Annotated in this window: 23 protein-coding genes; 13 read left to right on the top strand and 10 right to left on the bottom strand. The window is 64.3% G+C overall.

Annotation, left to right across the window (positions count from 1 at the left end):
- Positions 1-534 carry a TetR/AcrR family transcriptional regulator gene (locus LCM4576_RS21300; protein WP_040989346.1) on the bottom strand — a complete coding sequence of 178 codons (534 nt, stop codon included), beginning with the start codon at positions 532-534 and terminating at the stop codon, positions 1-3.
- Positions 535-680: 146 nt separating this feature from the next.
- Between LCM4576_RS21300 and LCM4576_RS21295 the strand changes: the two genes are divergently transcribed.
- Positions 681-1,967: an efflux RND transporter periplasmic adaptor subunit gene (locus tag LCM4576_RS21295; protein WP_244510858.1), complete on the top strand. Its 1,287-nt coding sequence runs from the start codon at positions 681-683 to the stop codon at positions 1,965-1,967.
- The gene (locus tag LCM4576_RS21290; protein ID WP_071034451.1) at positions 1,964-5,047 is read left to right on the top strand and encodes an efflux RND transporter permease subunit; all 3,084 of its coding nucleotides are present in this window, start codon (positions 1,964-1,966) and stop codon (positions 5,045-5,047) included. Before LCM4576_RS21295 ends, LCM4576_RS21290 begins: the two co-directional genes overlap by 4 nt.
- A 277-nt stretch (positions 5,048-5,324) precedes the next feature.
- Here the strand turns inward: LCM4576_RS21290 and LCM4576_RS21285 are convergent, their stop codons facing one another.
- The gene (locus LCM4576_RS21285; RefSeq protein WP_071034449.1) at positions 5,325-5,780 is read right to left on the bottom strand and encodes a L,D-transpeptidase; all 456 of its coding nucleotides are present in this window, start codon (positions 5,778-5,780) and stop codon (positions 5,325-5,327) included.
- A 350-nt stretch (positions 5,781-6,130) separates the two neighbouring features.
- Here LCM4576_RS21285 and LCM4576_RS21280 point away from each other — a divergent pair, with 350 nt between their 5' ends.
- Complete coding sequence (locus LCM4576_RS21280; protein WP_040989350.1) at positions 6,131-6,463, top strand: hypothetical protein; 333 nt, start codon at positions 6,131-6,133, stop codon at positions 6,461-6,463.
- A 32-nt stretch (positions 6,464-6,495) separates the two neighbouring features.
- Positions 6,496-6,660, top strand: coding sequence for a hypothetical protein (locus LCM4576_RS36850; protein ID WP_164772557.1), 165 nt, complete (start codon positions 6,496-6,498; stop codon positions 6,658-6,660).
- Positions 6,661-6,731: 71 nt separating this feature from the next.
- Here LCM4576_RS36850 and LCM4576_RS21275 read toward each other — a convergent pair whose 3' ends face one another.
- Positions 6,732-7,433, bottom strand: coding sequence for a response regulator transcription factor (locus LCM4576_RS21275; protein WP_040989351.1), 702 nt, complete (start codon positions 7,431-7,433; stop codon positions 6,732-6,734).
- A 93-nt stretch (positions 7,434-7,526) separates the two neighbouring features.
- On the opposite strand from LCM4576_RS21275, the gene LCM4576_RS21270 reads away from it, so the two are divergent.
- Together LCM4576_RS21270 and LCM4576_RS21265 are read left to right on the top strand one after the other, a co-directional pair.
- Positions 7,527-8,258 carry a response regulator gene (locus LCM4576_RS21270; RefSeq protein ID WP_071034448.1) on the top strand — a complete coding sequence of 244 codons (732 nt, stop codon included), beginning with the start codon at positions 7,527-7,529 and terminating at the stop codon, positions 8,256-8,258.
- Positions 8,259-8,409: 151 nt separating this feature from the next.
- The gene (locus LCM4576_RS21265) at positions 8,410-10,518 is read left to right on the top strand and encodes an ATP-binding protein (RefSeq protein ID WP_071034476.1); all 2,109 of its coding nucleotides are present in this window, start codon (positions 8,410-8,412) and stop codon (positions 10,516-10,518) included.
- 279 nt (positions 10,519-10,797) lie between these two features.
- On the opposite strand, the gene LCM4576_RS21260 is transcribed toward LCM4576_RS21265, so the two are convergent.
- On the bottom strand, positions 10,798-11,208 hold the full coding sequence (locus LCM4576_RS21260) for a hypothetical protein (protein ID WP_071034446.1): 411 nt from the start codon (positions 11,206-11,208) through the stop codon (positions 10,798-10,800).
- Positions 11,209-11,383: 175 nt separating this feature from the next.
- Between LCM4576_RS21260 and LCM4576_RS21255 the strand changes: the two genes are divergently transcribed.
- Together LCM4576_RS21255 and LCM4576_RS21250 are read left to right on the top strand one after the other, a co-directional pair.
- A complete protein-coding gene (locus LCM4576_RS21255; protein ID WP_071034444.1) occupies positions 11,384-11,659 on the top strand; it encodes a hypothetical protein in 276 nt (91 codons plus the stop codon).
- Positions 11,660-11,685: 26 nt separating this feature from the next.
- Positions 11,686-12,888: an SRPBCC family protein gene (locus LCM4576_RS21250; protein WP_071034443.1), complete on the top strand. Its 1,203-nt coding sequence runs from the start codon at positions 11,686-11,688 to the stop codon at positions 12,886-12,888.
- Positions 12,889-13,147: 259 nt separating this feature from the next.
- On the opposite strand, the gene LCM4576_RS21245 is transcribed toward LCM4576_RS21250, so the two are convergent.
- Complete coding sequence (locus LCM4576_RS21245) at positions 13,148-14,563, bottom strand: aminotransferase (protein ID WP_071034441.1); 1,416 nt, start codon at positions 14,561-14,563, stop codon at positions 13,148-13,150.
- A 290-nt stretch (positions 14,564-14,853) separates the two neighbouring features.
- Between LCM4576_RS21245 and LCM4576_RS21240 the strand changes: the two genes are divergently transcribed.
- From LCM4576_RS21240 to LCM4576_RS21230, 3 genes are read left to right on the top strand one after another with little or no spacing between them, the layout of a single operon-like run.
- Positions 14,854-15,771 (top strand): ABC transporter permease, encoded by a 918-nt coding sequence (locus tag LCM4576_RS21240; protein ID WP_071034439.1) that lies wholly within the window; start codon positions 14,854-14,856, stop codon positions 15,769-15,771.
- Complete coding sequence (locus LCM4576_RS21235; protein WP_071034437.1) at positions 15,768-16,589, top strand: ABC transporter permease; 822 nt, start codon at positions 15,768-15,770, stop codon at positions 16,587-16,589. The genes LCM4576_RS21240 and LCM4576_RS21235 overlap by 4 nt, the downstream gene beginning before the upstream one ends.
- Before the next feature lie 37 nt (positions 16,590-16,626).
- Complete coding sequence (locus tag LCM4576_RS21230) at positions 16,627-17,700, top strand: ABC transporter ATP-binding protein (RefSeq protein ID WP_071034435.1); 1,074 nt, start codon at positions 16,627-16,629, stop codon at positions 17,698-17,700.
- Here LCM4576_RS21230 and LCM4576_RS21225 read toward each other — a convergent pair.
- The 5 genes from LCM4576_RS21225 to LCM4576_RS21205 form a co-directional block, all read right to left on the bottom strand.
- Complete coding sequence (locus LCM4576_RS21225) at positions 17,664-18,962, bottom strand: flavin monoamine oxidase family protein (protein ID WP_071034433.1); 1,299 nt, start codon at positions 18,960-18,962, stop codon at positions 17,664-17,666. The genes LCM4576_RS21230 and LCM4576_RS21225 overlap by 37 nt on opposite strands.
- A complete protein-coding gene (locus tag LCM4576_RS21220; protein WP_071034431.1) occupies positions 18,959-20,035 on the bottom strand; it encodes an extracellular solute-binding protein in 1,077 nt (358 codons plus the stop codon). Before LCM4576_RS21220 ends, LCM4576_RS21225 begins: the two co-directional genes overlap by 4 nt.
- Positions 20,036-20,151: 116 nt before the next feature.
- The gene (locus tag LCM4576_RS21215; protein ID WP_041011248.1) at positions 20,152-21,234 is read right to left on the bottom strand and encodes an ABC transporter substrate-binding protein; all 1,083 of its coding nucleotides are present in this window, start codon (positions 21,232-21,234) and stop codon (positions 20,152-20,154) included.
- A 47-nt stretch (positions 21,235-21,281) separates the two neighbouring features.
- Positions 21,282-21,968, bottom strand: coding sequence for a transcriptional regulator BetI (betI, locus tag LCM4576_RS21210; RefSeq protein WP_071034429.1), 687 nt, complete (start codon positions 21,966-21,968; stop codon positions 21,282-21,284).
- Between the two features lie 6 nt (positions 21,969-21,974).
- Positions 21,975-22,769: a class I SAM-dependent methyltransferase gene (locus tag LCM4576_RS21205; RefSeq protein WP_071034428.1), complete on the bottom strand. Its 795-nt coding sequence runs from the start codon at positions 22,767-22,769 to the stop codon at positions 21,975-21,977.
- Between the two features lie 255 nt (positions 22,770-23,024).
- Here LCM4576_RS21205 and LCM4576_RS21200 point away from each other — a divergent pair, with 255 nt between their 5' ends.
- Together LCM4576_RS21200 and LCM4576_RS21195 are read left to right on the top strand one after the other, a co-directional pair.
- Positions 23,025-24,644: an NAD(P)/FAD-dependent oxidoreductase gene (locus tag LCM4576_RS21200; RefSeq protein ID WP_071034426.1), complete on the top strand. Its 1,620-nt coding sequence runs from the start codon at positions 23,025-23,027 to the stop codon at positions 24,642-24,644.
- On the top strand, positions 24,631-26,205 hold the full coding sequence (locus tag LCM4576_RS21195; protein ID WP_071034424.1) for an NAD(P)/FAD-dependent oxidoreductase: 1,575 nt from the start codon (positions 24,631-24,633) through the stop codon (positions 26,203-26,205). Before LCM4576_RS21200 ends, LCM4576_RS21195 begins: the two co-directional genes overlap by 14 nt.
- Positions 26,206-26,318 lie beyond the last annotated feature (113 nt).

Genomic DNA, 26,318 nt, shown 5'->3' with positions numbered 1-26,318 from the left:
CTATCCGGCTATCTTCAGGAGCGAGGACACAAGCAGCTTGTGCTCGTCTTCCGAAAGCACGTCTGAATCGAACAGATTCATGCTGCGCATCCCCTCGATGGCGAGAAAGCAGACCAGCAGCGAGCCGAGGTCCTGCGTCTCCCCCTTCAGCCGTTCGAACAGCTGGTGTTTGAAGGCCTTTATCGGCGTCAGGAAATCGGGATCCTCCGCGATCGCCGAGAATATCCAGGACGCCGACGGTTTCGGCTGCTCGCAGTCGTCGGCCGACAGCTTGATATAGGCCGAGAGCACGCTTTCGTGGCCGGCCTCGGCGGCGCGTGCGTCCAGCGCCTTCTGGAAGTCGCTGAGATAGCTTTCGACCAGCCCCTGCATCAGCTTGGCCTTGGTCGGGAAATTGTAGAGCAGCCCGCCCTTCGATACCCCGGCGCGGCTGGCGACCGCATCGAGCGACAGGCTTCCCGGGCCTGCCTCGCGCGCAACGTCGGCGGCGGCGGCAAGTATCTTTTCGCGYGAGTTTGCCCTGGGTACTCTCATCGCGCCTCCCCCTACATTAGCCTAGGCGGAATTGACAAGACCGTCCAGCCGGTACAGTAAGGCGCGCCATTTGAAATCGGGACCTGTCGTCGATATGTGTCCCGGCATCGATTGATTTGCCGGTTGCCGGCTCGAGGGGACCATCCGTGAAGCGCTTTTTCATCATCGCCGGATTCTTGCTGCTGCTCGCCTTGGTGTGCGTCGGCATCGTTGGCTTCAACTTCATGCGCGACGCCGGCATCAAGCAATTTTTTGCCACCATGAAGCCGCCGGCCGCTACGGTCTCGACCGTGATCGTCAAACCGGCTGAGTGGACGCCCGGCGTCGAGGCGATCGGTACCGTCAATGCTGTGCGCGGCGTCGACCTTACCGTCGAGACCAGCGGCATCGTCAAGGACATCCTCTTCCACGCCAACCAGAAGGTTGCCGCCGACGCGGTGCTCCTGCAACTGGACGACGCGGTCGAGAAGGCCGATCTGGTGGCGCAGAAGGCGCAGGCCGCCTCGGACCAGGCGGCGCTGACGCGCGCGATCGAATTGCAGCGGCGCGGCGTCGGCACGGATGCGACGCTCGACGCCGCGCGCGCCGCGGCGGACGCCTCGGCCGCGCAGGTCAACAAGCTGCAGGCGGTGCTCGACCAGAAGCAGTTGTCCGCGCCCTTCGGCGGCACGGTCGGCATTCCGCGGATCGATATCGGCCAGTATCTGGCCCCCGGCAACTCGGTCGTGACGATCCAGGACCTGGACACGATGCGGGTCGACTTCACGGTTCCCGAACAGCAGTTGCCGCTGCTCAAGATCGGCCAGACCATCAAGCTCGGCAGCAGCCTCGCCGACATGTCATTTGCCGGCTCCATCCGCGGCATCGATCCCAAGATCGACCCCGCGAGCCGGCTGGTCTCGATCCGCGGCGAGGTCGCCAATCCCGAAGGCAAGCTGACGCCCGGCCAGTTCGTCCAGCTTCGCGTCGAGCTGCCGCAGGAAAACAACGTCATCTCCGTGCCGCAGACGGCGGTGACGACGAGCCTCTATGGCGATTATGTCTTCGTGGTCCAGCCGGCCAAGCCCGCCCAGGGTGCCGCTGCCGCGCCGGCGAAGCCGGATGAGCAGAAGGCCGGCGCCGATAAGGCATCCGGCGACACCGCCAAGCCCGCCGACGGCGCCTCGAAGCCGGCCGACACAAAGCCGGCCGATAAGGCGGCCGGCGACGCCGCCAAGCCGGCCGAGGCCGCGCAGCAGCCGGCGCTCACCATCTCGCAGGTGTTCGTGAAGCTCGGCCGCCGCAACAACGGCATGGTCGAGATCGTCGAGGGCCTCAAGGATGGCGACCAGGTCGTAACCGCCGGCCAGAACCGGCTTTTCAACGGCATGTCGGTTGCCGTCGACAACACCATCGACCCCAGCAAATCGGCGAACAAGCAGGTTCAGCAATGAGCTTTTCCGACCTCTTCATCCGCCGGCCGGTGCTCTCGACGGTGCTGGCTTGCATGATCCTGCTTCTGGGCTTCCAGGGCATCTTCGGCTTGTCGATCCGCCAGTATCCGAAGGTCGACGAGACGGCGATCACCATCACCACGGCCTATCCGGGCGCCAGCGCCGACCTGATCCAGGGCTTCATATCGGCGCCGATCGCACGCGCCGTCGCCTCGACCGAAAACATCGACTACGTCACCTCGTCCAGCCGTCCGTCCTCCAGCACGGTCACGGTGCAGATGAAGCTCGGCTCCAATCCGGACGTCGCGCTCGCCGAGGTGTTGTCCAAGGTCCAGGGCGTGCKCGGCACCTTGCCGGACGCCTCCAAGGATCCGGTCATCGTCAAGGGCACCGGGCAGCAGTTCGCGATGATGTACATCTCGATGCAGAACCCGAACATGACGAAGGAGCAGCTCACCGAATATATCGAGCGCGTCATTCGGCCCCGCATCTCGACCGTTGAGGGCGTCGCCGACGTCCAGATCTTCGGCGCCCAGGAATATTCCATGCGCATCTGGATCGACCCGGTCCGGCTCGCCGCGCGTGGCGCGACGGCGGTGGACGTGCTCACCGCCATAAACAACTCGAACTTCCTGTCGGCGCCAGGCAACACCCAGAACGAATATGTGGTGTCCTCGATCACCGTGCACTCGACCCTGCAGACGCCCGAGGCCTTCGCCCAGCTCCCGATCCGCTCGACGAACGGTGAGGTCGTGCGCCTGCGCGATGTCGCGCGTGTCGAGCTCGGCGCGGAGAATACCGACACCAGGGTGAGCTTCAACGGCAAGCCGGGAACCTTCCTGGCCATCTTCCCGACGCCGGCGGCGAACCCGCTGACGACGGCGGCAGCGCTCACCAAGCTCGTGCCGCAGATCCAGGACACGCTGCCGAAAGGCATGACGATCGAGATCGTCTACGACGCCACCGGCCAGATCAGCGCCTCGATCGAGGAAGTGTTCAAGACCATCGGCGAGGCGGTCGCCATCGTCATCGTGGTCATCCTTCTCTTCCTCGGCTCGTTCCGCTCGGTGATGATGCCGATCGTCACCATCCCGCTGTCGCTGATCRGCGTCTGCTTCCTTTTGTTCGCGGTCGGCTACTCGATCAACCTTCTGTCGCTGCTGGCCATGGTGCTGGCGATCGGCCTTGTCGTCGACGACGCCATCGTGGTGGTGGAGAACATCCACCGCCACATGGAGGAGGATCACATGTCGCCGATGCAGGCGGCCTTCAACGGCATGCGCGAGATCGCGACGGCCATCGTGGCGATGACCATCACGCTGGCCGCCGTGTTCGCCCCGCTGRCCTTCACCGGCGGCCTGACCGGCGCGCTGTTCCGTGAATTCGCGGTGACGCTGGCCGGCTCYGTGGTGCTGTCGGGCCTGATCGCCATGACGATCACGCCGATGATGTCGGCGCGTTTGCTRAAGCCGGGCCAGCACGGTCGTTTCCAGCGCATCGTCGACGGCACCTTCGCCCGCGTCGAGCGCGTCTATGAACGGGCCGTCACCGCTTCGCTCAGGAACCGGCCGGTGACGCTGATCATCGTCGTCGCGCTTGTCGCCCTCACCGGCTTCATGTTCACCAAGACATCGACCGAGCTGGCGCCCGAAGAAGATCAGGGCTTCCTGCTGTCGCTGGTGACCGCGCCGCGCTATGCGACGTCGGATTACACCGAGACCTACGTCAACCAGATCCTGGGGCTCGTGAGGGACATCCCGGAGACCCGCGCGCAGTTCTCGGCCGTTGCCTTCGGCGGYGCCACCAACAGCGCCTTCGTCGGTTTTGCCTTCAAGGACTGGGCGGACCGCAAGCGCAATTCGAAGGAACTGCAGGCCGACATCACCGCACGGYTCGCCAAGGTCGCCGGCGTGCAGGCCTTCGTCTTTGCGCCGCCGACGCTGCCTGGTTCCGGCGGCGGCCTGCCGATTTCCATGGTCGTACGCTCCACCGGTGACCCCTCGGAAGTCTTCGACCAGGCGGAGAAGATCAAGAACAAGGCGCAGGCCTCGGGCCGCTTCATCGTCGTGCAGAACTCGATGGCCTACGATGCGCCGCAGGTGACCGTCACCATCGACCGCGAGCGCGCGGCGGCGTTGAACCTGCCGATCGCCGATATCGGCAACACGTTGACGCTGCTTGTCGGCGGCGCCGAGGTGGCGCAGTTCGATCGTGATTCCAACAGCTACGACATCATCCCGCAGGTGCCGCAGGAGTTCCGCGACAATCCCGAGAAGCTCGGCGAATATTTCGTCCGCAGCGTCGACGGCAAGATGGTGCCGCTGTCGGCGGTCGTGAAGATTTCGACCAACGCCTCGCCCGCGGCCATCGAGCAGTTCAACCAGTTGAACTCCTCGACGATCTCGGCCCTGCCTCTGCCCGGCGTGACCACCGGCGACGGTCTGAAGGTGCTGGAGGATATCGCCAAGGAGACACTGCCCGACACCTTCTTCGTCGACTATTCGGGCCAGTCGCGGCAGGAGAAGGAACAGGGCAACACCATCCTGATCGCCTTCGCGGCGGCCGTGATCGTGATCTACCTGGTGCTGGCGGCCCAGTTCGAGAGCTTCCGCGACCCGCTGATCATCATGATGGCGGTGYCGCTGTCGATCTTCGGCGCGATCGTGCCGCTCAACATCGGCCTGGGAACGCTCAACATCTACACCCAGGTCGGCCTGATCACGCTGATCGGCCTGATCACCAAGCACGGCATCCTTTTGGTGGAATTCGCCAACCAGCAGCGTGAGATCCACGGCATGCGGCGCCGCGATGCCATCATCGCTTCGGCCAAGGTGCGCCTGCGGCCGATCCTGATGACCACGGCGGCCATGGCGCTTGGCGTCGTGCCGCTGATCGTCTCGAGCGGCGCCGGCGCCGCGGCCCGTTACTCAATGGGCCTGGTCATCTTCACCGGCATCCTGGTCGGCACCATGTTCACGCTCTTCGTCGTGCCGATGTTCTACACCTTCATCGCCAGCAAGGACCTGCCGCATCTCGCCGAGAAGCCCGATCCGAAGCTGATGCCGGCGCTGCCGACCTAGAGCAATTCCAGGAAAAGTGTGAGCGGTTTTCCGTGGGAATTGCGTAAAACAAGGAGATAGAGCGGTTCGCCGTTTCTGTGAAACGGTGAACCACTCTAAGGCGGCAAACGAAGCGAAAAGCAAAAGAGGCCGGAAATTCCGGCCTCTTTTTTTGGCGGTTGCCTCACGGCTTCGGCGCTGAGCAATTCCAGGAAAAGTGTATAACGGTTTTCCGTCAGGAATTGCGTCTCAAAAATTACGCGGAAGGCGGCAACCTGCCAGCTACTTTATCCCGGCGTTACTTCACGATCACGATGCTGGTGTTGCCGGGGCCGAAGACCTCGACGAGCTGGTAGAAGTCGGCCGCCGCATCGGGATGCAACCGCACGCAGCCATGCGAGGCAGGACGGCCGAGCCGGCTGATGGCGTAGGTGGCGTKGACGGCATAGCCGCCGCTGAAGAACACCGAATGCGGCATCRGCGCATTGTCGTACTTCTTCGAATACCACATCTCATGCATGCGGGTCGGCTTGAACGAGCCGGTCGGCGTGATGTGGCCCCTCGCGCCGGTCGACACCTTCCAGGTGTAGGTCGGACGGCCGTCGACCGTGACTTCCATGATCTGCTGCGACAGCGAAACCTTGGCGACGATCTGATTGGCGTGGGCGGCGTTGCCGGCGCCGAACAGCAGCGCCGCACCGGTGAGCGCGGCGGCGGTGATATTGATGAGCTTGGCTGAAATGGCGGTGTGCATGACGATCCCTCTCTGTTTCTTGCCGGTCGCGCCGGCTTCAATTCGATGGGGGTCTTATCGTGTCCGCCCGTTTCAGGCCTATTTCGCTTGACGCTCGTTTCTGTTTCGAATTCGTTTCTAAATATTAAGGAGGGTCTGGCCGGACGGACTGCGGACCGCTTTCGGGGGCGCCGAGATCAGGCGTCGCACAATGAGCTTGGATCAAAAACGAAAGTTCATTTCAGGCGTATATGAAAGGCTGGGACCCACTTTCGAAACCAATTTGCAACAAAATGCGTCTCCGGCGGCATGATCTGGATACAGGCCGGCGGCAGATTTGACGCAACGGGAACAGACATCTGCAAACGAAAATGGGCAGGAAATCGAAACCCCGCTCCTGGCTTCTCGGGATCAGCGTCGCGGCCATCGTGCTCGGCGGCGCCGGCTCGGTGGCCGGCAACCCGGCGACGACGCCGGCGGCGATGAGTGCCGGCGAGGTTTCGACACTGCACATGGCTCTGTTCATCGCCACGGTCTGGATTGTTTCCAGCCTGCGCGTCCACCGGCTGAAGGCCCTCTGGCGGGTCGGCCGTCGGCTGATGAGGACGCGCGGCCCCTCCGGCTACTTGCTGCCGAGAGGACCGAAGGCCCGCGCCGCAGCGGGGGGCTCCGTCAGCGGCGCGGGCGCTTCGGGAGGTTCCTGAAGCACCGGCAATATCGAGATTGGGGATAGGACATGAAGACGAAACTTGCCGCTTCGGTGCTTTCCGCGCTGCTTTACGCGCAGGGCCTGCTCGGCTTCGCCGCGCTGGCGACGGTGCTGCTGAAGGAGCGCGCCCCGGCCGGGATAACCGTCAGCGCCAACGTTCCAACCGGACCCTCGGTCGTCATGGTGCGCTGAACGCCAGGCGCCGGACCCAAATGATCACCGCTTTCGGGAATTCGATGCTCGATAGCCTCGCCGATCTTGACTCACTCATTGCGCGAGAGCGGCGGATCGAAACGATAGCCGGCGCCGCGGATGGTGGTGATGGTCTCGGTATCGAGCTTGCGGCGCAGCCGCACGATGCGCGAATCGATCGAACGGTCGAAAGCGTCGGCGTTCTCGGCGGGCGCCGCGGCAATGATGTCGTCGCGCGTCAGCACCTTGCGCGGGCTCGCCAGAAACAGCTTGAGCAGCGCTACCTGCCCGGGGGAAAGCTGCTCCTCCGCGCCCGAGCGATGCATCACCATCGCCGACCGCAGATCGACGGTGGCGTTTTCCAGCACGATCAGTTCCCCGGCGGCCCTGCCGCGTCTCATCAGCAGGCCGCCGATGCGCGCTGCAAGCTCGCGCACATTGAGCGGACTTTCGATAACGTCGGCAGCACCGAGCTCAAGCGCCAGCACCTTGTCGACGAGGTCGCGCGGCCGGCAGATCAGGATGAAATCGGGACCGCCCTCGCCACCCCCGCCCTGGCTGCTGTAACGCCTGAGCAGCTCGCGGCCCTCGGCCTGGGTGACCTCGTCGCCGACCACCACGACATCGATGCCGCCGGCCGAAAGCAGCGTCTCCGCCTCCCAGGGCTGGCGCGCCTGCCGCACGTCGTGCCCGCGCCGCTCGAGATGGTCGGCGAGATCGCCGGCCACCACCTCGGCGACGGACACAAGCGCAATGACGGATCGTGCGGCCATTTTCTCCACCCCGCCACAGACAACTCGAGATGAGTGCTGGACATCATGTTTATACCCAATCTACTTTCTGCTGAAAGCGGGAGCGAGCGCGTCGTGAAGGCACGCATCATCGTCGTCGAAGACGAACCGGATCTGAGGGAGGCCGTGGCCGAGTATCTCGCAGCCAGCGGCTATGATGTCGTGACGGCCGAGAATGCCGTGGCGGCGCGCGCGCTGTTCGAGGCGCAGTCCTTCCACCTCGCCATCCTCGACATCGCCATGCCCGGCGAGGACGGGCTGTCGCTCGGCCGCTGGCYGCGCTCGAAAACGCCGATCGGCATCATCTACGCCACTGCCGCCGGCACCGCGCTCGACCGCATCGTCGGGYTGGAGCTCGGCGCCGACGACTACATCGTCAAGCCCTACGAATTGCGCGAGGTGCTGGCACGCGTGCGCAGCGTGCTGCGCCGCGTGCCGCAGCCGGCCGAGCCGCAGGCGGCTAAAGCTGAAGCCGGTAATCGCCGCTTCATGAATTTCGGCGGCTTCCAGGCCGATTTCGACGGTCGCCTGGTCATCGGCGCCAATGGCGCGGTCATCGAGATGGCCAAGAGCGAATTCGACGTGCTCGAGGTTTTCCTCACCCGCGCCAACCGGCTTCTGACGCGGGCGGCGATTTCGGAGGCGATCGGCTTCGTCGAGGATCCGGAATCCTCGCGCGCGGTCGACATCCGCATCATGCGGCTGCGAAAGAAGATCGAGGCCGACCCCGCCAATCCGAAATTCCTGCGCACGGTGCGCGGAGAAGGCTATATCTTCTCGCTGCCGAGCGGCGGCGAAGCCAACTAGGCAATTCCAGAAAAGTGTGAGCGGCTAGGCTCGGCGTCTTTGCCATAGCCTTCCATCCGGAATTGCGTCAAAACAATGCGATAGAGCGGCTCCCCGTTTCCATGAAACGGAGGGACGCTCTGAACGACCGACATCCGGGCCTGGAATGACCATGACTGCTGATGCAGCGCGCACCGATATGCATGGCTCGCGTCCGGGCGGCGCTGCGATGGCGGCTGTCCATGTCGTGCGCCGCCTGCGCGAGGCAGGCGACTGGCAGCGCGAGATGGACGACATATTGGGGACGATGTGCCGCAAGATGGATTGCCAGCGCGGCATCCTCTTCCGCCTGCGTGAATTGMCGGGCGAAGGCTTCGCCCAGTCCGTCGCCGCCTATTGGATCGACCCGGATTTCGGCGGCGAGCTCGCCTCGCCCACCGTCATCGTGCAGTCGATCATCAATTCGGATTCCTTGCTCGAGCGGCTGCAGGAAGACGAGCGGCAAGGCAAGATCTTCTCCGGCCACACGCGCGACCTCGACGGTTTCCTGCGGGCCGACTTCGAGAAGCAGAGCATCAAGTCGTTCCTGTCCGTCTCCGTTTTCGCGCATGGCCACCTTTGGGGCACACTGGCCATCAACGATTGCATCGCCGAACGCGAATGGACCGATGAGGAAGAGGCGACGCTGCACATCATCGCCTTGGCCATCGGCGACGCCATCGAGCGCTCGCCATCGGAAGCGCATGCCAGCGAGGTGATCCGGCGCACCATGCTGCAGGCCTCGCTCGACGCCATCATCGTCATCGACGAAACGGGTTCGATCATCGAGTTCAATCCCGCCGCCGAGAAGATGTTCGGCTTCCAGCGCAGCGCCATCCTCGGCAAGGACCTGCTCGATACCATCGTTCCGGTATACTACCGCAAAGGCTATGCCTCGGGCGCCGAATACATGGCCGGCCGCGGCGCGCCGATGGTCGGCCAGYGGCTCGAAACCGTCACGCAGAACGCCGCTGGCGAGATCTTCCCGATCGAGCTGACGGCGACCGAGATGCGCGTTGCCGACCGCCGCCTGATCTTCGGCTCGATCCGCGACCTGCGCGAAAAGCTGCAGGCCGAGGAGGAGATCAACCGACAGCGCGAGAAGCTGCACCAGAACGAGAAGATGGCGGCGATGGGCTCGCTGCTTGCCGGCGTCTCGCACGAGCTGAACAACCCGCTGGCGGTGGTGGTGGCGCAGTCGACGCTGCTGCATGAATTCGCCGGCGACCCGCAGACCAAGGTACGCGCCGAGAAGGTGCGCGCCGCCGCCGAGCGATGCGGCCGCATCGTCAAGAGCTTCCTGTCGATGGTGCGGCTGCACCCGACCGAACAGGCCGAGACGGATCTCAACCAGGTGATGCGCTCGGCGCTCGAAGTCACTGCCTATGGCGCGCGCTCCAGCGGCATCATCATCGACACCGACTTTGCCGACGGGCCGCTGCTTGCCATGGCCGACGCCGACCACATCACGCAGGTGGTGGCCAACTTCCTCATCAACAGCCAGCATGCGCTGGCCGGCGTGACCGGCGAGCGGCACATCAAGGTGCGGACGTTCCGCAACGAGCACGGCAATCCGGGCTTCTCCGTCGAGGACAACGGCCCGGGCATTCCCGAGGCGATCCGCGCGCGCATCTTCGAGTCCTACTTCACCACCAAGCCGGTCGGCGTCGGCACCGGTATCGGCCTGTCCATCTCGAAATCGATCGTCGAGCGCCACCACGGCAGCATACGGTTCGAGGAAGTGCAGCCGAACGGYGCGCGTTTCGTCGTGCAGTTGCCRRCGATCGCGGGCGGCGGCGCCACGCCTGGCGAAGGGCCGGCGCGTTCGAGCGGGCTGCGCCATGCGCTGGTGATCGACGACGAACCGGACGTCGCAGCCTCCTTGTCCGACATACTCGAACTGATGGGCGTGAAGTCGCGCGTCGTGGCAAGCTGGACATCGGCGGCCGACGTGTTGAACGGTCACATGCCGCCGGACATCGTCTTTTCCGATCTGCGCATGCCTGGCATCAGCGGCATTGCGATCTACCGCGAACTGCTCGGGCAGCAGCCCCCGCTCGCCAAGCGCTTCGTGCTGGTGACCGGCGACATGATCGGCGCCAAGGCCGAGATCGAAGCGCTGCCGCCGCAGCAGCGCCCGCACATCCTGGAAAAGCCTTTCTCGACGCTCGACGTCCGCGGCATCCTATCGACCGTCGCCGACGAAGCCGCCGCCACAGCCGACAACGGCGCCCACATCTGAATCTAAGTTGACTGGCCCAAAGCCGGCGCGGCGCTATCCAAAACCTGAACTCACGCCGCCGCAGGCTCGGCCGAGATTCAGGTCAGGCTGAGTCGAAAATTGTGCCTTCCGAGAACCGGAGCGGAGCGTACTTGAGGTACGCGAGCACCGGAAGCGCAGAAAGGCGCAATTTGCAGACCAGCCTCACCTGAATATCGACCGGGCCTAAAAAAGAGGCTCCCGTCCGACTTAGCGGCGGGAGCCTGACTGGAGCGCAGGAGGGTGCGCTCAGGGGAGCTCTTAAAAAATGTTCGGCGTGTTGGTGAGCGGCGCGGCGTTGGCGATCATGCGCACCGCGCGCTCCCGGTGCCGGCCGGACTGCTCGGCGATGGCGCGCAGGCAATCGAGGCTCTCGGCGCCCCAGTTCTGGCCCTTGCAGGCAAAGTCGACCGCGGATTCCGGCAGACGGGCGGTCTTGAGCGTGGTCTGCGCGCCCTCGACGACGTTGGCGGGCGGATTGATCGAGGCGAAAGCCGGGCCTGAGGCGGGTGCCGCCAGCATGCCGACGAAGGCGCAGGCGCCGATCATCATGAACATCGCCATCGGATGATCGCTGGCGCGCTGGCGCAACGCCAGCTTCGGCCGGCGGTCGTTGCGTTCCGGTCCATGCAGGCGGCGATCGGCATCGGCGGTACGAAMTTTCGCAAACATCGCTGTTCCCTTCGTTATCTTTCTTTTGGCTATGAAACGAACTTAATCGCGCCATGTAACGGACGGATGATCGCGGCGATTGTCTGTGTAACAGGATTGCAACAGGCACCGTCCGCGGCGGTATCCCAATCCGCTGCAACCATTCGATCGGCCATCGAAGCTGGTCGGCGCAGATATGYCCCTGTCGCGCCCGGGCGACTGTAAGCAGCCTCACACAGCGGTRCCTCTAATCGAGCGTGTCGCAGCCGTCAGCCGCACGCTCGGCATCGATCGAAAACATGCCCTCCTCGAGGCAGGCGTCGGCGCTCGCAACCGCCGTTCCGCTTCCTCGATTAAGACCCGGATTTTCCGTGATTTTTCCGGTTCAGGCAAGGTCGACCTTGTCACCATGGAATTTTCACATTTCCGCAAACCATTGCATTTCAATGGGAAATATGCTTATATTGAATGACTATTCAACAAAAGAAGAGCCTGCCCATGAACCCGCACCTCCGTGACGTGGCGATCCCCAACGATTGGGACCGGCGGGGTTTGCCGGGGTGGAGCTACCATTCCAACGCCCTTCTCGAGCTTGAGAAGGAATATGTCTTCCGCAATCACTGGCAGATCGCCGGCCATGTCTCCGACGTGCCGAATCCGGGCGACTATCTGACCATGGACGTCATCGGCGAGCGCGCGCTGATCGTGCGCGGCAAGGACGRCATCGTGCGCGCCTTCAACAATATGTGCCGCCACCGCGGCAGCCGCGTCGTCGCCGACAGCCAGGGCACTTGCAAGAACGCGCTTGTCTGCCCGTTCCATGGCTGGGTCTACAATCTCGATGGCACGCTGCGAGGGGCCGCCCGTCCGCRCTCCTTCCCCGAGCTCGACAAGACCGAGTTCGGCCTGATGCCGCTCGACCTCGAAATCTGGATGGGCTTCATCTTCATCCGCTTCCGCAAGGGCGGCCCGCAGCCTCCGGTGGCCGAGCTGCTCAAGCCGATCGAAGCCGAGATGGCGCATTACAACGTAGCCGACATGGTGCCGTCCTGGGGCATCTGGACGCAGAAATCGCCGGTCAACTGGAAGTCGGTGCGCGACGTCGACAATGAAGGCTATCACGTCGCCATGGCGCATCCGGCGCTGCAGGACCTCTATGGCGCGACCTATTTCGACGAGCCCTTCGTCAACGGCGTGTCGCRCTCCTTCGCCACCTACAATCCGCATGCCGGCCGGCGCTGGAGCGTGCGCGAGTACATCAAGCTCGCGCCCGAGGCCACGCATCTGCCGGAACATCTGCGCAAGGCCTGGATCTATTACGGCATCTTTCCCAACAACGCGCTGTCGATCATGCCGGAATCCGTCCAGTTCTATCAGGAGTTCCCGCTGTCGACCGGAGAGACGCTGCTGCGCGGCGCGGTCTACCGCTACAAGGACGAAAGCAGGGAGCAGGCGGCCGCGCGCTACCTCGCCTATCGCATCGACCGCGACACGATGAACGAGGACGTGCAGCTCTCGGTATGGTCGAACGAATCCATGCTGTCGGAGGCCTTCGAGGGCTTTTATCTCTCCGACCTCGAATATGGCGTGCGCACCCACCACGACCATCTGCGCAGGCAGATCCCGGTGCTGAACCTGGAGACGGCGCCCGAGGAAAAAGACATGTGGGGATTGAACGACGCGCTGCGGTCGAGGGGGTAGCTCCTCTCCTTCTCCCCGTTTCACGGGGAGAAGGTGCCCGAAGGGCGGATGAGGGGCAGCGCCAGCGTCCCGCGATTGGCTACCCTCATCTGACAGAGCCATCGTATGACTGAAATCTTGCAAACCGCCCACGGAGGCCGCGAGGCTATCGTCTCAGACGGATGAGTCCCCATACGCGGCCAGCCGCCAACGTCGGCGCCGCCCCTCATCCGCCCGTTGGGCACCTTCTCCCCGTAAACGGGGAGAAGGAAAGGGCTAATCACCCCCTCCACGCCCCTTCCTTCCTGAGATCATCCATGGTCCGCGAAATGCCTTCGCGCAGGATCGCCACCATATCGTCGACCTGCTCTTTGGTGATGATCAGCGGCGGCGACATCACGCACATGTTGATCAGCGGCCGCACCAGAAGGCCGAGCTCGTGGCAATGCGCGTCGATGCGCTTTCCGACATCCTTGTCGAGCTGCAGCGCGTCCTTGCTCTCGCGATCGGCGACGCATTCCACGCAAGCCATCAGGCCGACGCCGCGCACCTCGCCGACCAGCGGCAGCTCTTCCAGCGTCTTGAGCCGCGCCTGGAAATAGGGCGCGATCTCGCGCGTGTGGGCAAGCACGCCCTCTTCCAGCAAGTCGAGGTTCTTCAACGCCACCGCGCAGCCGATCGGATGGCTGGTATAGGTCAAACCATGGCCGAACAGCGCGTCGGGATGGTTGGACCTGCGCAGCTCTTCCAGCAGCCGCTCCGAGATGATGACGCCGCCGAGCGGGAAATAGCCCGATGTGACTCCCTTGGCGAAGGTGATCATGTCCGGATCGATGCCAAACACGTCGCCCGAGGCAAAGACATGGCCGAGCCGCCCGAAGCCGGTCACCACCTCGTCCGAGACATAAAGGATATCGTTCTCGCGGCAGATCTCGCGGACGCGCTTCAGATACCCGTCCGGCGGCACGACGACGCCGCCGGAAGCCTGCACCGGCTCGCCGACAAAGGCGCCGATGCGCTCCGCGCCGACACGCGCGACGGTATCGCGGAACTGATCGACGAGGAAATCGGTGAAGGCGGCGATGCTCATCTCCTTCGGCCGCCGGAACGGATCGGGCGAGGACAGCTTCACCACCAGCTCGTCGGCGCCGTCCATCCAGTCGCGGTCGCGCGGCCGGCCGTTGAGCGAAGCCGACAGATAGGTCGAGCCGTGATAAGCGCCACCGCGGCTGAGGATCAGCTTCTTCTCCGGTCGTCCCCGCACATTGTTGTAGAACTGCATGAAGCGCAGCGCCGTCTCCACCGCCGACGAACCGCCGGTGGTGAAGAAGGTGTGGCTGAGATCGCCAGGTGCCGCATCGGCGATGCGCCGGGCGAGCTCGGCCGAGGGCGCGTTCATCGTGTACCACGGCGTGTTGTAGGAGAGCGCCATTGCCTGGTCGTACATGACCCTGGCCAACTCCTCGCGGCGATGGCCGACATTGATGCACCACATGCCGGCCGGGCCGTCGATCAGGCGCTTGCCTGCGGCGTCGGTGATATAGATGCCGTCGCCCTCGCCGATCAGCGCCCGCGCCTCGTTGCCGACCGAGCCGGCATAGGGCCAGGGCTGGACGAGATGGCGCTTGGCGAGCTCGACCGCGTCGTCATCAGGTCCRATGAGTTCGCTTGCCTTGATCTTGCTTTGAGCCGCCATTTTCGCCTCGCATCRCCAGGTTGCCAAATTTTCACCGAATATCAAACGGCGCGGAAAGCCGTGGGAATTCGGCTTTTCATCACCTCATTTTGAATATCCGTTCAATCAATATCGCAGAAATAGCGCTTGATTTCAATCGGCGGATGCGCTCATGATGAAAGAAAGCCGGCAAGCCAGGGAGCGATCGCRCTCCAAGCATAATTCGGGAACAGGCGACCGGCTCACGAATGGGAAGGCCGCATGGCGGGACAGTCCGAGCCAGCTACCGAAATCACGCCTGGAGCACTGCAATGACGGTTGCGGCGGAAGGGTCGCCCCCGTTGCGCTTGGCGGGATCCAGACGAAGTCCCCTTCTGCAGTCGGAAGCCGTCCAGGGCTTTGCCCTGATCAGTCCCACCTTCGTCTACGCCCTTATTCTCCTCGTCCTGCCGATCCTGGTCGTCATCGCCCATTCCTTCTGGACGCAGAACTATCTCACCATCGACCACACCTYCACGCTGGAGAACTACCGGATCGCGCTGACCGAGCCGATCTATCGCGACCTGCTCTGGCGCTCGCTCTACATCTCGCTGACGGTCAGCCTGCTGACGGTGGCGCTTGCCTACCCGATCGCCTATTTCATTTCCTTCCATGGCGGCCGCCACAAGAGCCTGTGGCTCTTCCTCATCACCATCCCGTTCTGGACCAGCTACCTGCTGCGCGTGATGTCGTGGAAGGTAATCCTCGGCTACAACGGCGTGCTCAACTCCGGCCTGATGGGCCTCGGCATCATCGACGAGCCCTCGACGGCCCTGCTCTACAATTCCAGCGCCGTCATCATCACRCTCACTCATGCCTGGGCGACCTTCGCCATCCTGCCGATCTTCGTTTCCCTGGAGAAGGTCGACCGGACCCTGGTCGAGGCGGCGACCGACCTCGGCGACGGGCCGCTGCGCTCCTTCCTGCGCGTGACCCTGCCGCTGTCGGCGCCCGGCGTCATCTCGGCCGCGTTGATCGTCATGATCCCCACCGTCGGCGACTATGTCACGCCGAAGCTCGTCGGCGGCAAGGACGGCGTCATGATCGCCAACGCCATCCAGGCGCAGTTCGGCAAGGCGTCGAACTGGCCGCTGGGCGCGGCGCTCTCCGTCACCACCATGATCATCGTCTCGCTGATGGCCGGCGCCACCGTGCTGGTCATCCGCGCCCTGCAGAGGCTGGCGCGATGACGGCGATAAGACGTTTCTTGCCCGGCTGGCTTTCGACTTACGCCGTCCTCTATCTGCTGTTCCTCTATCTGCCGGTGATCTTCCTGCCGATCTTCTCGATCAACACGGCGGCGACGCCCAAATTCCCGCTCTCKGGCGTCACCCTTCACTGGTACGAGGACCTGCCGCGCACGCCGGCGCTGATCGACGCCACCTGGAACAGCCTGATCGTCGGCATCTCCGCCTCGATCCTGTCGACGGTGYTGGGCATCCTCGCGGCCCGCTCGATCACCCGCTACCGCTACCCCGGCCGCCGCGCCATCAACGRCCTGATCATGGCGCCGCTGGTGCTGCCGGAGGTGATCGTCRCCATCTCCATGCTTTTGGTCATGCTGCAGCTCGGCCTCAGCCTGTCGCTCTTCACCGTCGTGCTCGGCCATGTGCTGGTCTGCATCCCCTATTCGATGACCGTGCTGACCTCAGGCTTCGAAGGCTTCGATCGCAGCCTGGAGGAGGCTTCCGCCGATCTCGGCGAGAGCGCCTTCGGCACTTTCCGGCGGGTGACGCTGCCCATGGTAGCGCCGGCGATCATCTCCAGCCTGCTCGTCTGCTTCACCATCTCGCTGGACGAGTTCATCATCGCCTTTTTCCTCACCGGCACCGAGGCGACGCTGCCGATCTACATCTGGGGCCAGCTGCGTTTCGCGGCCAAGCTTCCAGGCGTGCTGGCGCTCGGCACCTTGCTGCTCTTCGCATCCTTCGTGCTGATGACGATTGCCGAAATCCTGCGCCGCCGCGCGGCGAGACGCACCCAGAACGAGGGAGGCCTCTATGCTTGAGCGGGTCCAATCCGAGCGTGTCCAAGCCGACCGGACCATGATCGAGATCCGCGACGTGACCCGCAGCTACGGATCGTTCAAGGCGCTGGACAACGCCTCGCTCTCGATCCGCGAAGGCGAGTTCTTCTCGCTGCTCGGGCCTTCCGGCTGCGGYAAGACCACGCTGTTGCGCATGATCGCCGGCTTCGACACGCCGACCAGCGGCTCCATCGCCGTCGATGGCCAGCCGATGGACGGCATTCCCGCCAACCGCCGCCCGACCAACATGGTCTTCCAGAGCTATGCGATCTTCCCGCATCTCAATGTCGAGCAGAATGTCGCCTATGGTTTGAAGYGGCTGAAGCTGGAGGCCGGCGAGGAGAAGCGCCGTGTCGAGGAGGCGCTGGCGCAGGTGTCGCTGACGGGCCTCGGCAAGCGCCGTGCCACCGAGCTTTCCGGCGGCCAACGCCAGCGCGTGGCTTTGGCCCGCGCCCTGGTCATGCGCCCCAAGGTGCTGCTGCTCGACGAGCCGCTTTCGGCGCTCGACAAGAAGCTGCGCGAGCAGATGCAGGTCGAGCTGCGCCGGCTGCAGCAGGYGGTCGGCATCACCTTCGTGCTGGTCACGCATGACCAGTACGAGGCGCTCGCCATGTCGGACCGCATCGCGGTGATGTTCGGCGGCCGCATCGCGCAGGTCGCCTCGCCCAAAGAGATCTACCAGCGCCCGGTCAACCGCCAGGTGGYCGATTTCCTCGGCGGCATGAACTTCGTCAAGGCCGAGATCGTCGAGGAGAACGGCGCTTCGCTGGTGCTCGACACGCTGGGCTTCGGCCGCGTCAGGACCGACAAGCCGAAGGCGTTCGTGCGCAATGGCGGCGCGGCGACGCTTGGCATCCGCCCCGAGCGGCTGCGCGTTTTGTGGGACAATGCGACGGCGAAGTTCGAGGTCGCCGGCAAGGTCGTCGAGCGCCACTATTTCGGCGAGATCACGCATCTGATCGTCGAGATACCGGGGCTCGAAAAGCCGCTCTCGGTCACCGAGACCAACGATTTCGGCGCCGACGACATTCCGGTCGGCGCGCCGATCCGCCTCGCCTATGATCCTGAAGCTCTGGTGGCGATGGCCGACTGAATCTTGCCGGCCGCGATGCGGCCGGCGACGATCGCGCCTTCGACATAACCCGGGAAAGACGGCGAGAGCTCCGAAGCGGCGAAATAGACCGGCGGCGCGCCGGCCAGGATGACGCGCTCGGCATCGCGCGCCGTCACGTCGATGATGAGGTCGCTATAGGCGCCGCCGCTCCAGCGGTCATGCGTCCAGTCGCGCGCGCTGAAATCGACGATGTCGGCGGCCTCTGGCCCGAGCGCCAGGACAAGCCTCGCTGTGATTTCCGCCCGCAACGCCGCCGCGCTGACCGGATGCCAGCGCAGCGCCAGCGGTCCGCCGACAAAGACGACAAGCGCGGCGTGGTCGGCATCCGTGCTGGCGTCGCAGGCAAACAGGCCGGGCTGATCGCGCCACATCACCATGCCGCACAGGCCTTGCTCGCGCCAGAACGGCTTGGCGTAGCGCACCAGGATCTTGATCACCGCGCCGCTCTCCCAGACGCCGAGCGCGCTTGCGAGCTCCGCCGGCAAAGCCGGCGCGAAATCGAGCTTCGCGGCCGTCGCCGGCGGCAGCGCGATCAGGACCTCGCGCGCTTCGATCGTAGCCGCGCCGGTGCTGACGCGAACGCCTTGCGGGGCGCGCTCGACACGCGCCACCGCTTCGTTCAGTCGTAGCCGGTCGCCGAGCGCGGCGGCGAGGTCCTCGGCCAGCAATTGCATGGTGTCGCCCAGAAAATACTGCAGCTCGAACACCTCGTTGGTGATGCGGCGGTCATTGTCGATCAGGTACCAGAGCGGCACCCTGTCCAACGCCAGGCACCACAGGCCCTCGATCATCGAACAGAAGGCTGCCTTGGCGTCAGCCGTGTCGCTCTGGCGCTCGAGCCATGTCGCGACGGTCAAGCCGGCGATCGACGGATCGTCCGGCTCGATCTTGTTCATCCRCTCCCGGATCGCCATCGCGACCTGGTAGGTCCGTTCGGCTTCGTCGACCGACATCGACGGATGAGTGATGAACTCCCCTTCGATATAGGTTTCGACGAAGGTCTTGCCGCGTGTCTTGGCCATCGCCATCAGCTCGGGCATGTCCTGGCACAGGAACTGGCCGCCGCTGTCGATCAGCTCGCCGAGCCCGTTGCGGACGGCCTCCACCCTGCCGCCGACGCGCTCGCGTGCTTCAAGGACAAGGAAATCGATGCCGGCGCGCTTCAACTCGAGCGCGGCCGACAGGCCGGTGAAGCCGGCGCCGACGATGACGACGTCGGTTCTTTCGATGCCGCTCTTCAATAGCCGGCCTTGATCTTCTCGAACTCGGCGACCATGCGCTGCTTGAGGTCCGGCGCAACCGGCTGCTGGAACAACGTTTTGTCGAGGAACTTGTCGAGATTGTCGAAGCCGCGCTCGGTGAGCAGCTTCTGGTCCATCGCCGCCATGCCGGCGCTGTTGCCGTGGCCGTAGCCGAAGGTCTTCACCATATACTCCGAAACACCCGGAGCGTTGACGGCGCTCAGGAAATCATAGGCCTGGTCGAGCTTGCCCGGCGCATCCTTGAGCAGCACATAACCGCACACCCAGGTCGAGATGCCTTCCTTGGTGTCGCGGTTCATGGCGATCGGCATGCCCTGGCCCTTCAACGTCACATAGGTCTCGTTCCAGCCCCAGACCAGATCGACTTCATTGCCCGTGAAGGCCTGGTTGAGGTCGGTATCGTCGGTCCAGTAGAAGCGGACATTCTTGTGCACGTCGCGCAGGAAGGCGGAGGCCTGTTTGAACTGCTCGTCAGTCATCTTGGTCCAGTCTTTCAGGCCGATGACCAGGCTCGCCAGCGCATAGGCGTCGTCGACATTGTCGCCGATGGTAACGCGGCCCTTGAACTTCGGGTCGGCGAAGATCTTCAGCGACTGCGCCTCCTCCGCCGTAACCTTGTCGGTGCGGTAGAGCAGCGAGGTGTTGCCCCAGTCGAAAGGCATGAACCAGGCCTTGCCGTCGGCGGTGGTGGCGAGGTCCTTCATCGCCATGATGCCCGGGTTGAGGTCCTTCCAGCCGACGATCTTCGAGGTGTCGAGCGGCTGCAGCAAGCCGGCCTCGCGCCATTTCACCACGCTTTGCGAGCAGGGGTGCGCGACATCGGCCTTGAAGCCGGCGCGCATCTTCTCGAAGGCMTCGTCCTCGTCGCCGAAGAAAGAGAAGGTCGGCTCGRCATTGTATTTGGCGGTGTAGACCGGATGCAGCAGCGGATCCTCGTAGCCGGACCAGTCGAAGACGACGAGGTCGCCGCCGCCTTCGGCAAGCGCATGGGCGGAGCCAGCGCCGACGGTGACGACGGCAGCCAAGGCAAGACGGCGAAGCATGGTTTTCATGGCGCGAGAAACTCCCCCATCGCGGACGATGGGAGGAAGTTAGGAGAATTCAGAAGCTTTGGCGAGCCCGCTCACTTTGCTCTGCTTGGCAAGTAAGCGGGCCGCTAGAATTCAGCTCAATAGCCGGCTTTGATCTTCTCGAATTCGGCGATCATCTTCAGCTTGAGCTCGGAAGGCAGGGGCTGCTGGAACAGCGTCTTGTCGACCCATTTTTCGACGTTGTCGTAGCCCTTTTCCTTCAGCACCGCCGGGTCGACGCCGGCCATGCCCTTGGCGTTGGCCTGGCCGTAGCCCCAGTCCTTGACCAGCGTCTTGGCGACTTCGGGGTCGTTGACCGCATTGAGATAGTCATAGGCCTTGTCGATGTTGCCCGGCGCGTCCTTGAACAGCACATAGCCGCACACCCAGGTCGACATGCCCTCGTCGGTGTCCTTCTTGGACTTGATCGGCACGCCGGCCTTGACCGACTGCACCGTCGCGTCGTTCCAGGCCCAGGCGAGATCGACCTCGCCGCCGGAGAGCAGCTGCACGATGTCGGTGGTGTCGGTCCAGTAGGAGCGGACATTCTTGTGCACCTGGCGCAGGAAGTCGGACGCCTGTTTGAACTGGTCGTCCGTCATCTTGGTCCAGTCCTTGAGCCCGATGGCGAGGCTGGCCAGCGCGTAGGCGTCGTCGACATTGTCGCCGATCGAGACCCTGCCCTTGTATTTCGGATCGGCGAAGGCCTTCAGCGACTGCACGTCCTTCTCGGCGATCTTGTCGGAATTGTAGGTAAGCTGGGTGTCGCCCCAGTCCCAGGGCATGAACCAGGCCTTGCCGTCGGGCGTGGTGGCGAGGTCCTTCATCGCCATGATGCCGGGATTGAGGTCCTTCCAGCCGGCGATCTTCGAGGTGTCGAGCGGCTGCAGCAGCCCCGCCTCGCGCCACTTCACCACGCTCTGCGAGCACGGATGGCCGAGATCGGATTTGAAGCCGGAGCGGATCTTTTCGAAGGCCTCGTCCTCGTCGCCGAAGAAGGCGAAGGTCGGCGAGTCGCCGTTCTTCTCGACATATTTGCCGTGGAAGCTCGGATCCTCATAGCCGGACCAATCGAACACGATCAGGTCCTTGTCGGCGGCGACGGCGAACGCCACCGCCGAAGCCGCGATCACGCTCCCAAGCGCCAGGGTCAGTGTCAGGCGTCGGCTGAGTTTCTTCATGCTGTTCCATCCTCTTTTGGTTGCCGGTCTTGTTTGGCCGGCTGTTGCTAACCGTAATGTTTCGGAAAGGCGGCGGCCAAAAACGCGTTCGCCGCCTGCAATGCGGTCTCTCGCGTGGTGTCCTCCGTCCCCATCATCAGCCGCAGCCACAAGCCCTCGAGCATGGCGCTGAGCGCCAGCGCGATGACCTGGGGGTCATAGCTGTAGTCGCCGCTTGCCTTGAGCGTCGTGCAGAGATCGATGAAGACCTGCTGGTAATAGGCGTCGCGCGAGYTGCTCAGCGCCTGGTAGGTCGGCCGCGACTTGGCCTCGCCCCAGAAGGCGAGCCAGGCGGCGAGCTTGCGCTTGTTGCAGATCGAGCGGTCGAAATCGGCCCACACCAGCTGCCGCAGCTGCCTCGCCGGATCRTCGCCCGCCTTCTGCAGGGCGGTGCGCCAGTGCGCCGAATACTCGTCATACATGTGCTGCAGCGTGGCGATGAGCAGCTTTTCCTTGCTCTCGAAATGGAAATTGACGATGYCGCGCGACAGGCCCGCGCCGTCGGCCACGTCGGCCATCGTCGTTTCGGCATAACCGCGCTTGGCCAGTGAATCGATCGTCGCCTCGATCAGCTGCAACCGCCTGACCTCCTTCGAGGCCTTGCGGCCGCGCTTTTCGGCGTCGCCTTTTCGTGCCGATTCAGCGACGTTGTCGGTGGCAGCTGCTGTCTTCATAAGGGTGACGGTCTCCAGCATCGCCGGCTATCCAACCGGCTTCCAACCGCGCAGATGAGTGGGGCGGTGCTCGCCACTGTCAAGCACCTTCTGCATCGCCTCCCAGGTCTTGATGTTCTTGTCGACATAGGCCGCGCCGACCGCTGCCGCGGCCTTCGCGTAGAGCGGCCCCTTGAGCCGTGCCAGCTCCTCCCGCGCCACCTCGCGGTACCACGGATTGCGGTCGCGCACGGCGATGCCGGTGAAGCCGGCGCGCCGCATCGCTTCGGCATAGCGCGCCGGTGAGGCCATGGCGAAGGAGAGCCCTTCGGCCRCTACATAGGCCTTCATCTCAGGCGACGGCTCCGCGTCATGCCCGATCATCCAGTTCGACGCGGCAAACACCCCGCCCGGCTTCAGCACGCGGAAGATCTCGGCGAACAGCGCGTCCTTGTCCGACACATGCAGCAGCGCGTCCTTGGAGAAGACCACGTCGAAGGAAGCATCCGTGAACGGCAGCGGCCCCGGCGGCGCCYGGACAAAACTGACACGATCCTCGAGGCCTTGCGCTGCCGCTCTTCGCCTTGCCTTCTCGATCACCRGCCTTTCGACGTCGAAGCCGGTGGCTCGAGCCGCGCCGTGCGTTGCCACCAGATGCAGCGTGATGCCGCCGGCGCCGCAGCCGATATCGAGGATCGTCTTGCCCTTGAGCGAGAGGCCTTCGACCACCCGGTCGACCTCGTCCGGCCCACCCGGCGACAGGTAGCCCTCGCCCCACAGCGCTTCGAGGAAGCGAATGGCGGTGTCGTCATATTCCGGCTCGGCGTCAGCCGTTTCGATCATCGGACCCTCAACCCCAAATGCCGATGCGGATCAGTCCAGAATGTCGGCAAAGCGTAGCRCATCAACAGGAAAACGCAACATCATTTGTTGAACATTCATTCAAAATGGCTAGACAAAAATCCGTGATCCGTGCCAAATTCGGGCAATCGGGGAACAAAAGCACAGAGCAATTCCAGGAAGAGCGTGAGGCGGTTCTCCACCCGGAACTGCACAAAAACAAGACGATAGGGGCGACCGAATGAAGGTTGAGCGCGCATGAAGGCATGGGACGCGATCGTCATCGGCGGCGGCCATAACGGGCTGGTCAACGCCTGCTATCTGCAGCGCGCCGGGCTGGACGTGCTGGTGGTCGAGAAGAACGACTGGGTCGGCGGCGCGGCCACCAGCCGCGAGCTGACGCCGGGCTTCCTCTATTCCAACTGCTCCTATGTCTGCTCGCTGTTTAGGCCCGAGATCATGCGCGACCTGGAGCTGCCGCGCTTCGGCCTGCAGGTGATCTCCTATGAAGGCGGCGCGGTGTTCACGCGCGACGGCGACTATCTCGCCAACTATCGCGACCATGACGCGCATCGCCGCGAGTTCGCCCGCTTCTCGAAGCGCGATGCCGAGGCCTATGACCGCTACTCGCGCGACGTCACCAGGCAATGTCGCTTCATCCAGCCGCTCTTGATGCGCACCGCCCCCGACCCGACCAGTTTTCGGCCGCGCGACCTCGGCGAGCTCATCTATCTCGGCAAGAAATTCGCCGGGCTTTCAGCCGAGGAGCGGGCGCTGACCCTGCGCTTCTGGACGATGTCGATCTCCGACTTCCTCGACGAGTATTTCGAGACCGACGTCATCAAGGCGAACTTCGCGCTCTCCGGCATTATCGGCACGGCGCTCGGGCCGATGTCGCCCGGCACGGCCTATGTGCTGCTGCACCATTACATGGGCGAGGTCGACGGCTCGGTCGGCGCCTGGGGCTATGCGCGCGGCGGCATGGGCGCCGTCACCAAGGCGCTGGCCGCCTCCTTCAAGKCCTCCGGCGGCACCATCCGCACCGGCGCCGAGGTCGACCACGTGCTGATCCGGAACGGCAAAGCCAAGGGCGTGGTGCTGGCCGGCGGCGAGGAGATCCACGGCAAGCTCGTGATCYCCAACGCCGACGTCAAGCGCACCTTCCTGAAGCTGGTCGAGGAGAAGGAACTGCCCGATATCTTCCTGCGCCGCGTCCGGAATTTCAAAATCCGCGGCTCGTCCGGCAAGGTCAACATCGCGCTGGATTCGCTGCCCGAATTCCCTGCTCTGCCGAAGGACTCGCCGGTCTATCGCGCCGACATGCATTTCACCGATTCCATCGAGCGCATGGAGCGCGCCTATGACGACTGGAAGGCCGGGCGCTGGTCGGTCGATCCCTTCCTCGACATGATGATCCCGACCACGCTCGACCCGACCATGGCGCCKCCGGGAAAGCACTTCATGAGCTGCTTCGTGCAATATGCGCCGCCGAAGATCGACGGGYGTGACTGGACCGATGCCGATCGCGACGGCTTCGCCGAGAGCGTGATTTCCCAGATCTCGCAATATTCGCCCGGCTTCCGCGACCGTATCGTCCATATGGAAGTGCGCACGCCGCGCGAGATCGAGGCCGAGGTCGGCCTCACCGAAGGCAACATCTTCCAGGGTGAGCTCACCTTCGACCAGTTGCTCTTCAACCGCCCGGTGCCGGGCTACGCGCAATACCGCTCGCCGGTCGGCGGCCTCTATATGTGCGGCTCCTCCACCCATCCGGGCGGCGGCGTGATGGGCGCGCCCGGACGCAACGCCGCCGCAGAGATCCTGCGCGACCTCGCCAAGCCAACCCTGCATATGAGCCCGGCCCATGACGTCATCTGATTTGAACCGGGACGCCATCGTCATCGGCGGCGGCCATAACGGCCTAGTCGCCGCCGCCACACTGGCGAAGTCGGGTCGCAAGGTGCTGCTGCTCGAAGCCGGCAACGAGGTCGGCGGCGCCGCGCGCACCGAGGAATTCGCGCCGGGCTTTCGAGTCTCCGCGGTTGCGCATCTGCTCAACCGCCTGCATCCCGACGTGGTGACGACGCTGGAGCTGGAGCGGCACGGGCTGACGATCGAGCGCGGCGACTTCGTGCCGTCGGTGGCGCTGTCGAAGGACGGCCCGCTTACGCTGCACGGCGCCTATGGTGAGGTGCTGACCGGGGCCAGCTCGGCGGAGCAATCCGCCTGGAAAGAGCTGCGCGCGCAATTGCTGCGCTATGCCGGCGTGCTGAAGTCGTTCCTGTCGCGCAGGCCGCCGGACCTCGGCGACATGTCGCTCGCCGAAATGACCGGGCTCGGCCAGACCGCGCTGGCGCTGAAGCGGCTCGGCAAGGAAGACATGCGCGACTTCCTGCGCGTGCTCCTGATGAATGTCTACGACCTGCTCGACGAGCAGCTTTCCGACGACCGGCTGAAGGGCCTGCTCGCCTTCGACGCGACGCTGGGCAGCCACCTCGGCCCGCGTTCGCCGACCTCGCTGCTCGGCCTCTATTACAGGCTTTCCGGCGAAATCGGCGGCCTTGCCGGCGCGCAGATGCAGCCGAAAGGCGGCATGGGTGCCGTCGTCGCCGCCATCCGCGCGGCGGCGGAAAAGGCCGGTGTCTCGATCCGCCCGGCTTCGCCGGTCGCCAGGGTGATCGTCGAAAAGGGCCGCGCCGTCGGCGTCGTCACGCAGGACGGCGAGACGCTGCGGGCAAGGACCGTCGTTTCCGCGGTGAACCCGGCGACGACGATCCTCGATCTCGTCGGCCCGCGCGAGGTCGATACCGGCTTTGTGCGCAAGGTCCGGAATATCCGCATGAAGGGCGATGCGGCGAAGCTCCATCTGGCGCTTGACAGGCCGCCGCAATTCTCAGGCGTCGACGCCGCCGGCCACAAGGGCCGCCTCGTCATCGCGCCTTCGCCCGACCATGTCGAGCGCGCCTTCAACCCGTCGAAATATGGCGCGTTCTCGCCCGAGCCGGTGATGGAGATCACGCTGCCCAGCCTGGCCGATCCATCGCTCGCCCCGTCCGGCGCCTGCGTGCTGTCGGCCGTGGTGCAATACGCGCCCTATGCGCTGAAGGAGGGCTGGGTCGCCGGCAAGCCGCGCTTCCTCAAGGCTATCATGGCGCAGCTCGAAGCCTACGCGCCTGGCATCGGCGCGACCGTGCGCCACGCCGAGCTTCTGACGCCCGCCGACATCGAGGCACGCTACCGCATGCCGGGCGGCCACTGGCACCATGGCGAATTGCAGGCCGACCAGATTCTGATGTCGCGGCCGGTCTCCGGCTGGTCGGGCTACGACACACCGCTCGAAGGGCTGTTCCTTGCCGGCGCCGGCTCGCATCCAGGCRGCGGCATCTCCGGCGCGCCCGGCCTCAACGCCGCGCGCCGCATCATCGCGATGAGGGCATGAGATGATTTCGCTATTCACAAACGCTGCGCTCTACGGCGCCCCCCTCTGGCCTGCCGGCCATCTCCCCCACTTGGGGGGAGATGAGCAGTTCGATTTGTCGGCGCCCTTTCTGC

The organism is Mesorhizobium sp. LCM 4576 (assembly GCF_001854815.1).
GTDB lineage: Bacteria > Pseudomonadota > Alphaproteobacteria > Rhizobiales > Rhizobiaceae > Mesorhizobium > Mesorhizobium plurifarium.
The sequence above is the reverse complement of the archived record's forward strand: the minus strand, read 5'-3'. Positions and strand labels throughout refer to the sequence as shown.

What these genes read in the sequence shown, in the direction of transcription:
- LCM4576_RS21280 (WP_040989350.1), top strand. Translation starts at nt 6,131, where the DNA reads ATGGGCAGGAAATCGAAACCCCGCTCCTGGCTTCTCGGGATCAGCGTC.
- LCM4576_RS21275 (WP_040989351.1), bottom strand. Translation starts at nt 7,433, where the DNA reads ATGGCCGCACGATCCGTCATTGCGCTTGTGTCCGTCGCCGAGGTGGTG.
- LCM4576_RS21215 (WP_041011248.1), bottom strand. Translation starts at nt 21,234, where the DNA reads ATGAAGAAACTCAGCCGACGCCTGACACTGACCCTGGCGCTTGGGAGC.
- LCM4576_RS36850 (WP_164772557.1), top strand. Translation starts at nt 6,496, where the DNA reads ATGAAGACGAAACTTGCCGCTTCGGTGCTTTCCGCGCTGCTTTACGCG.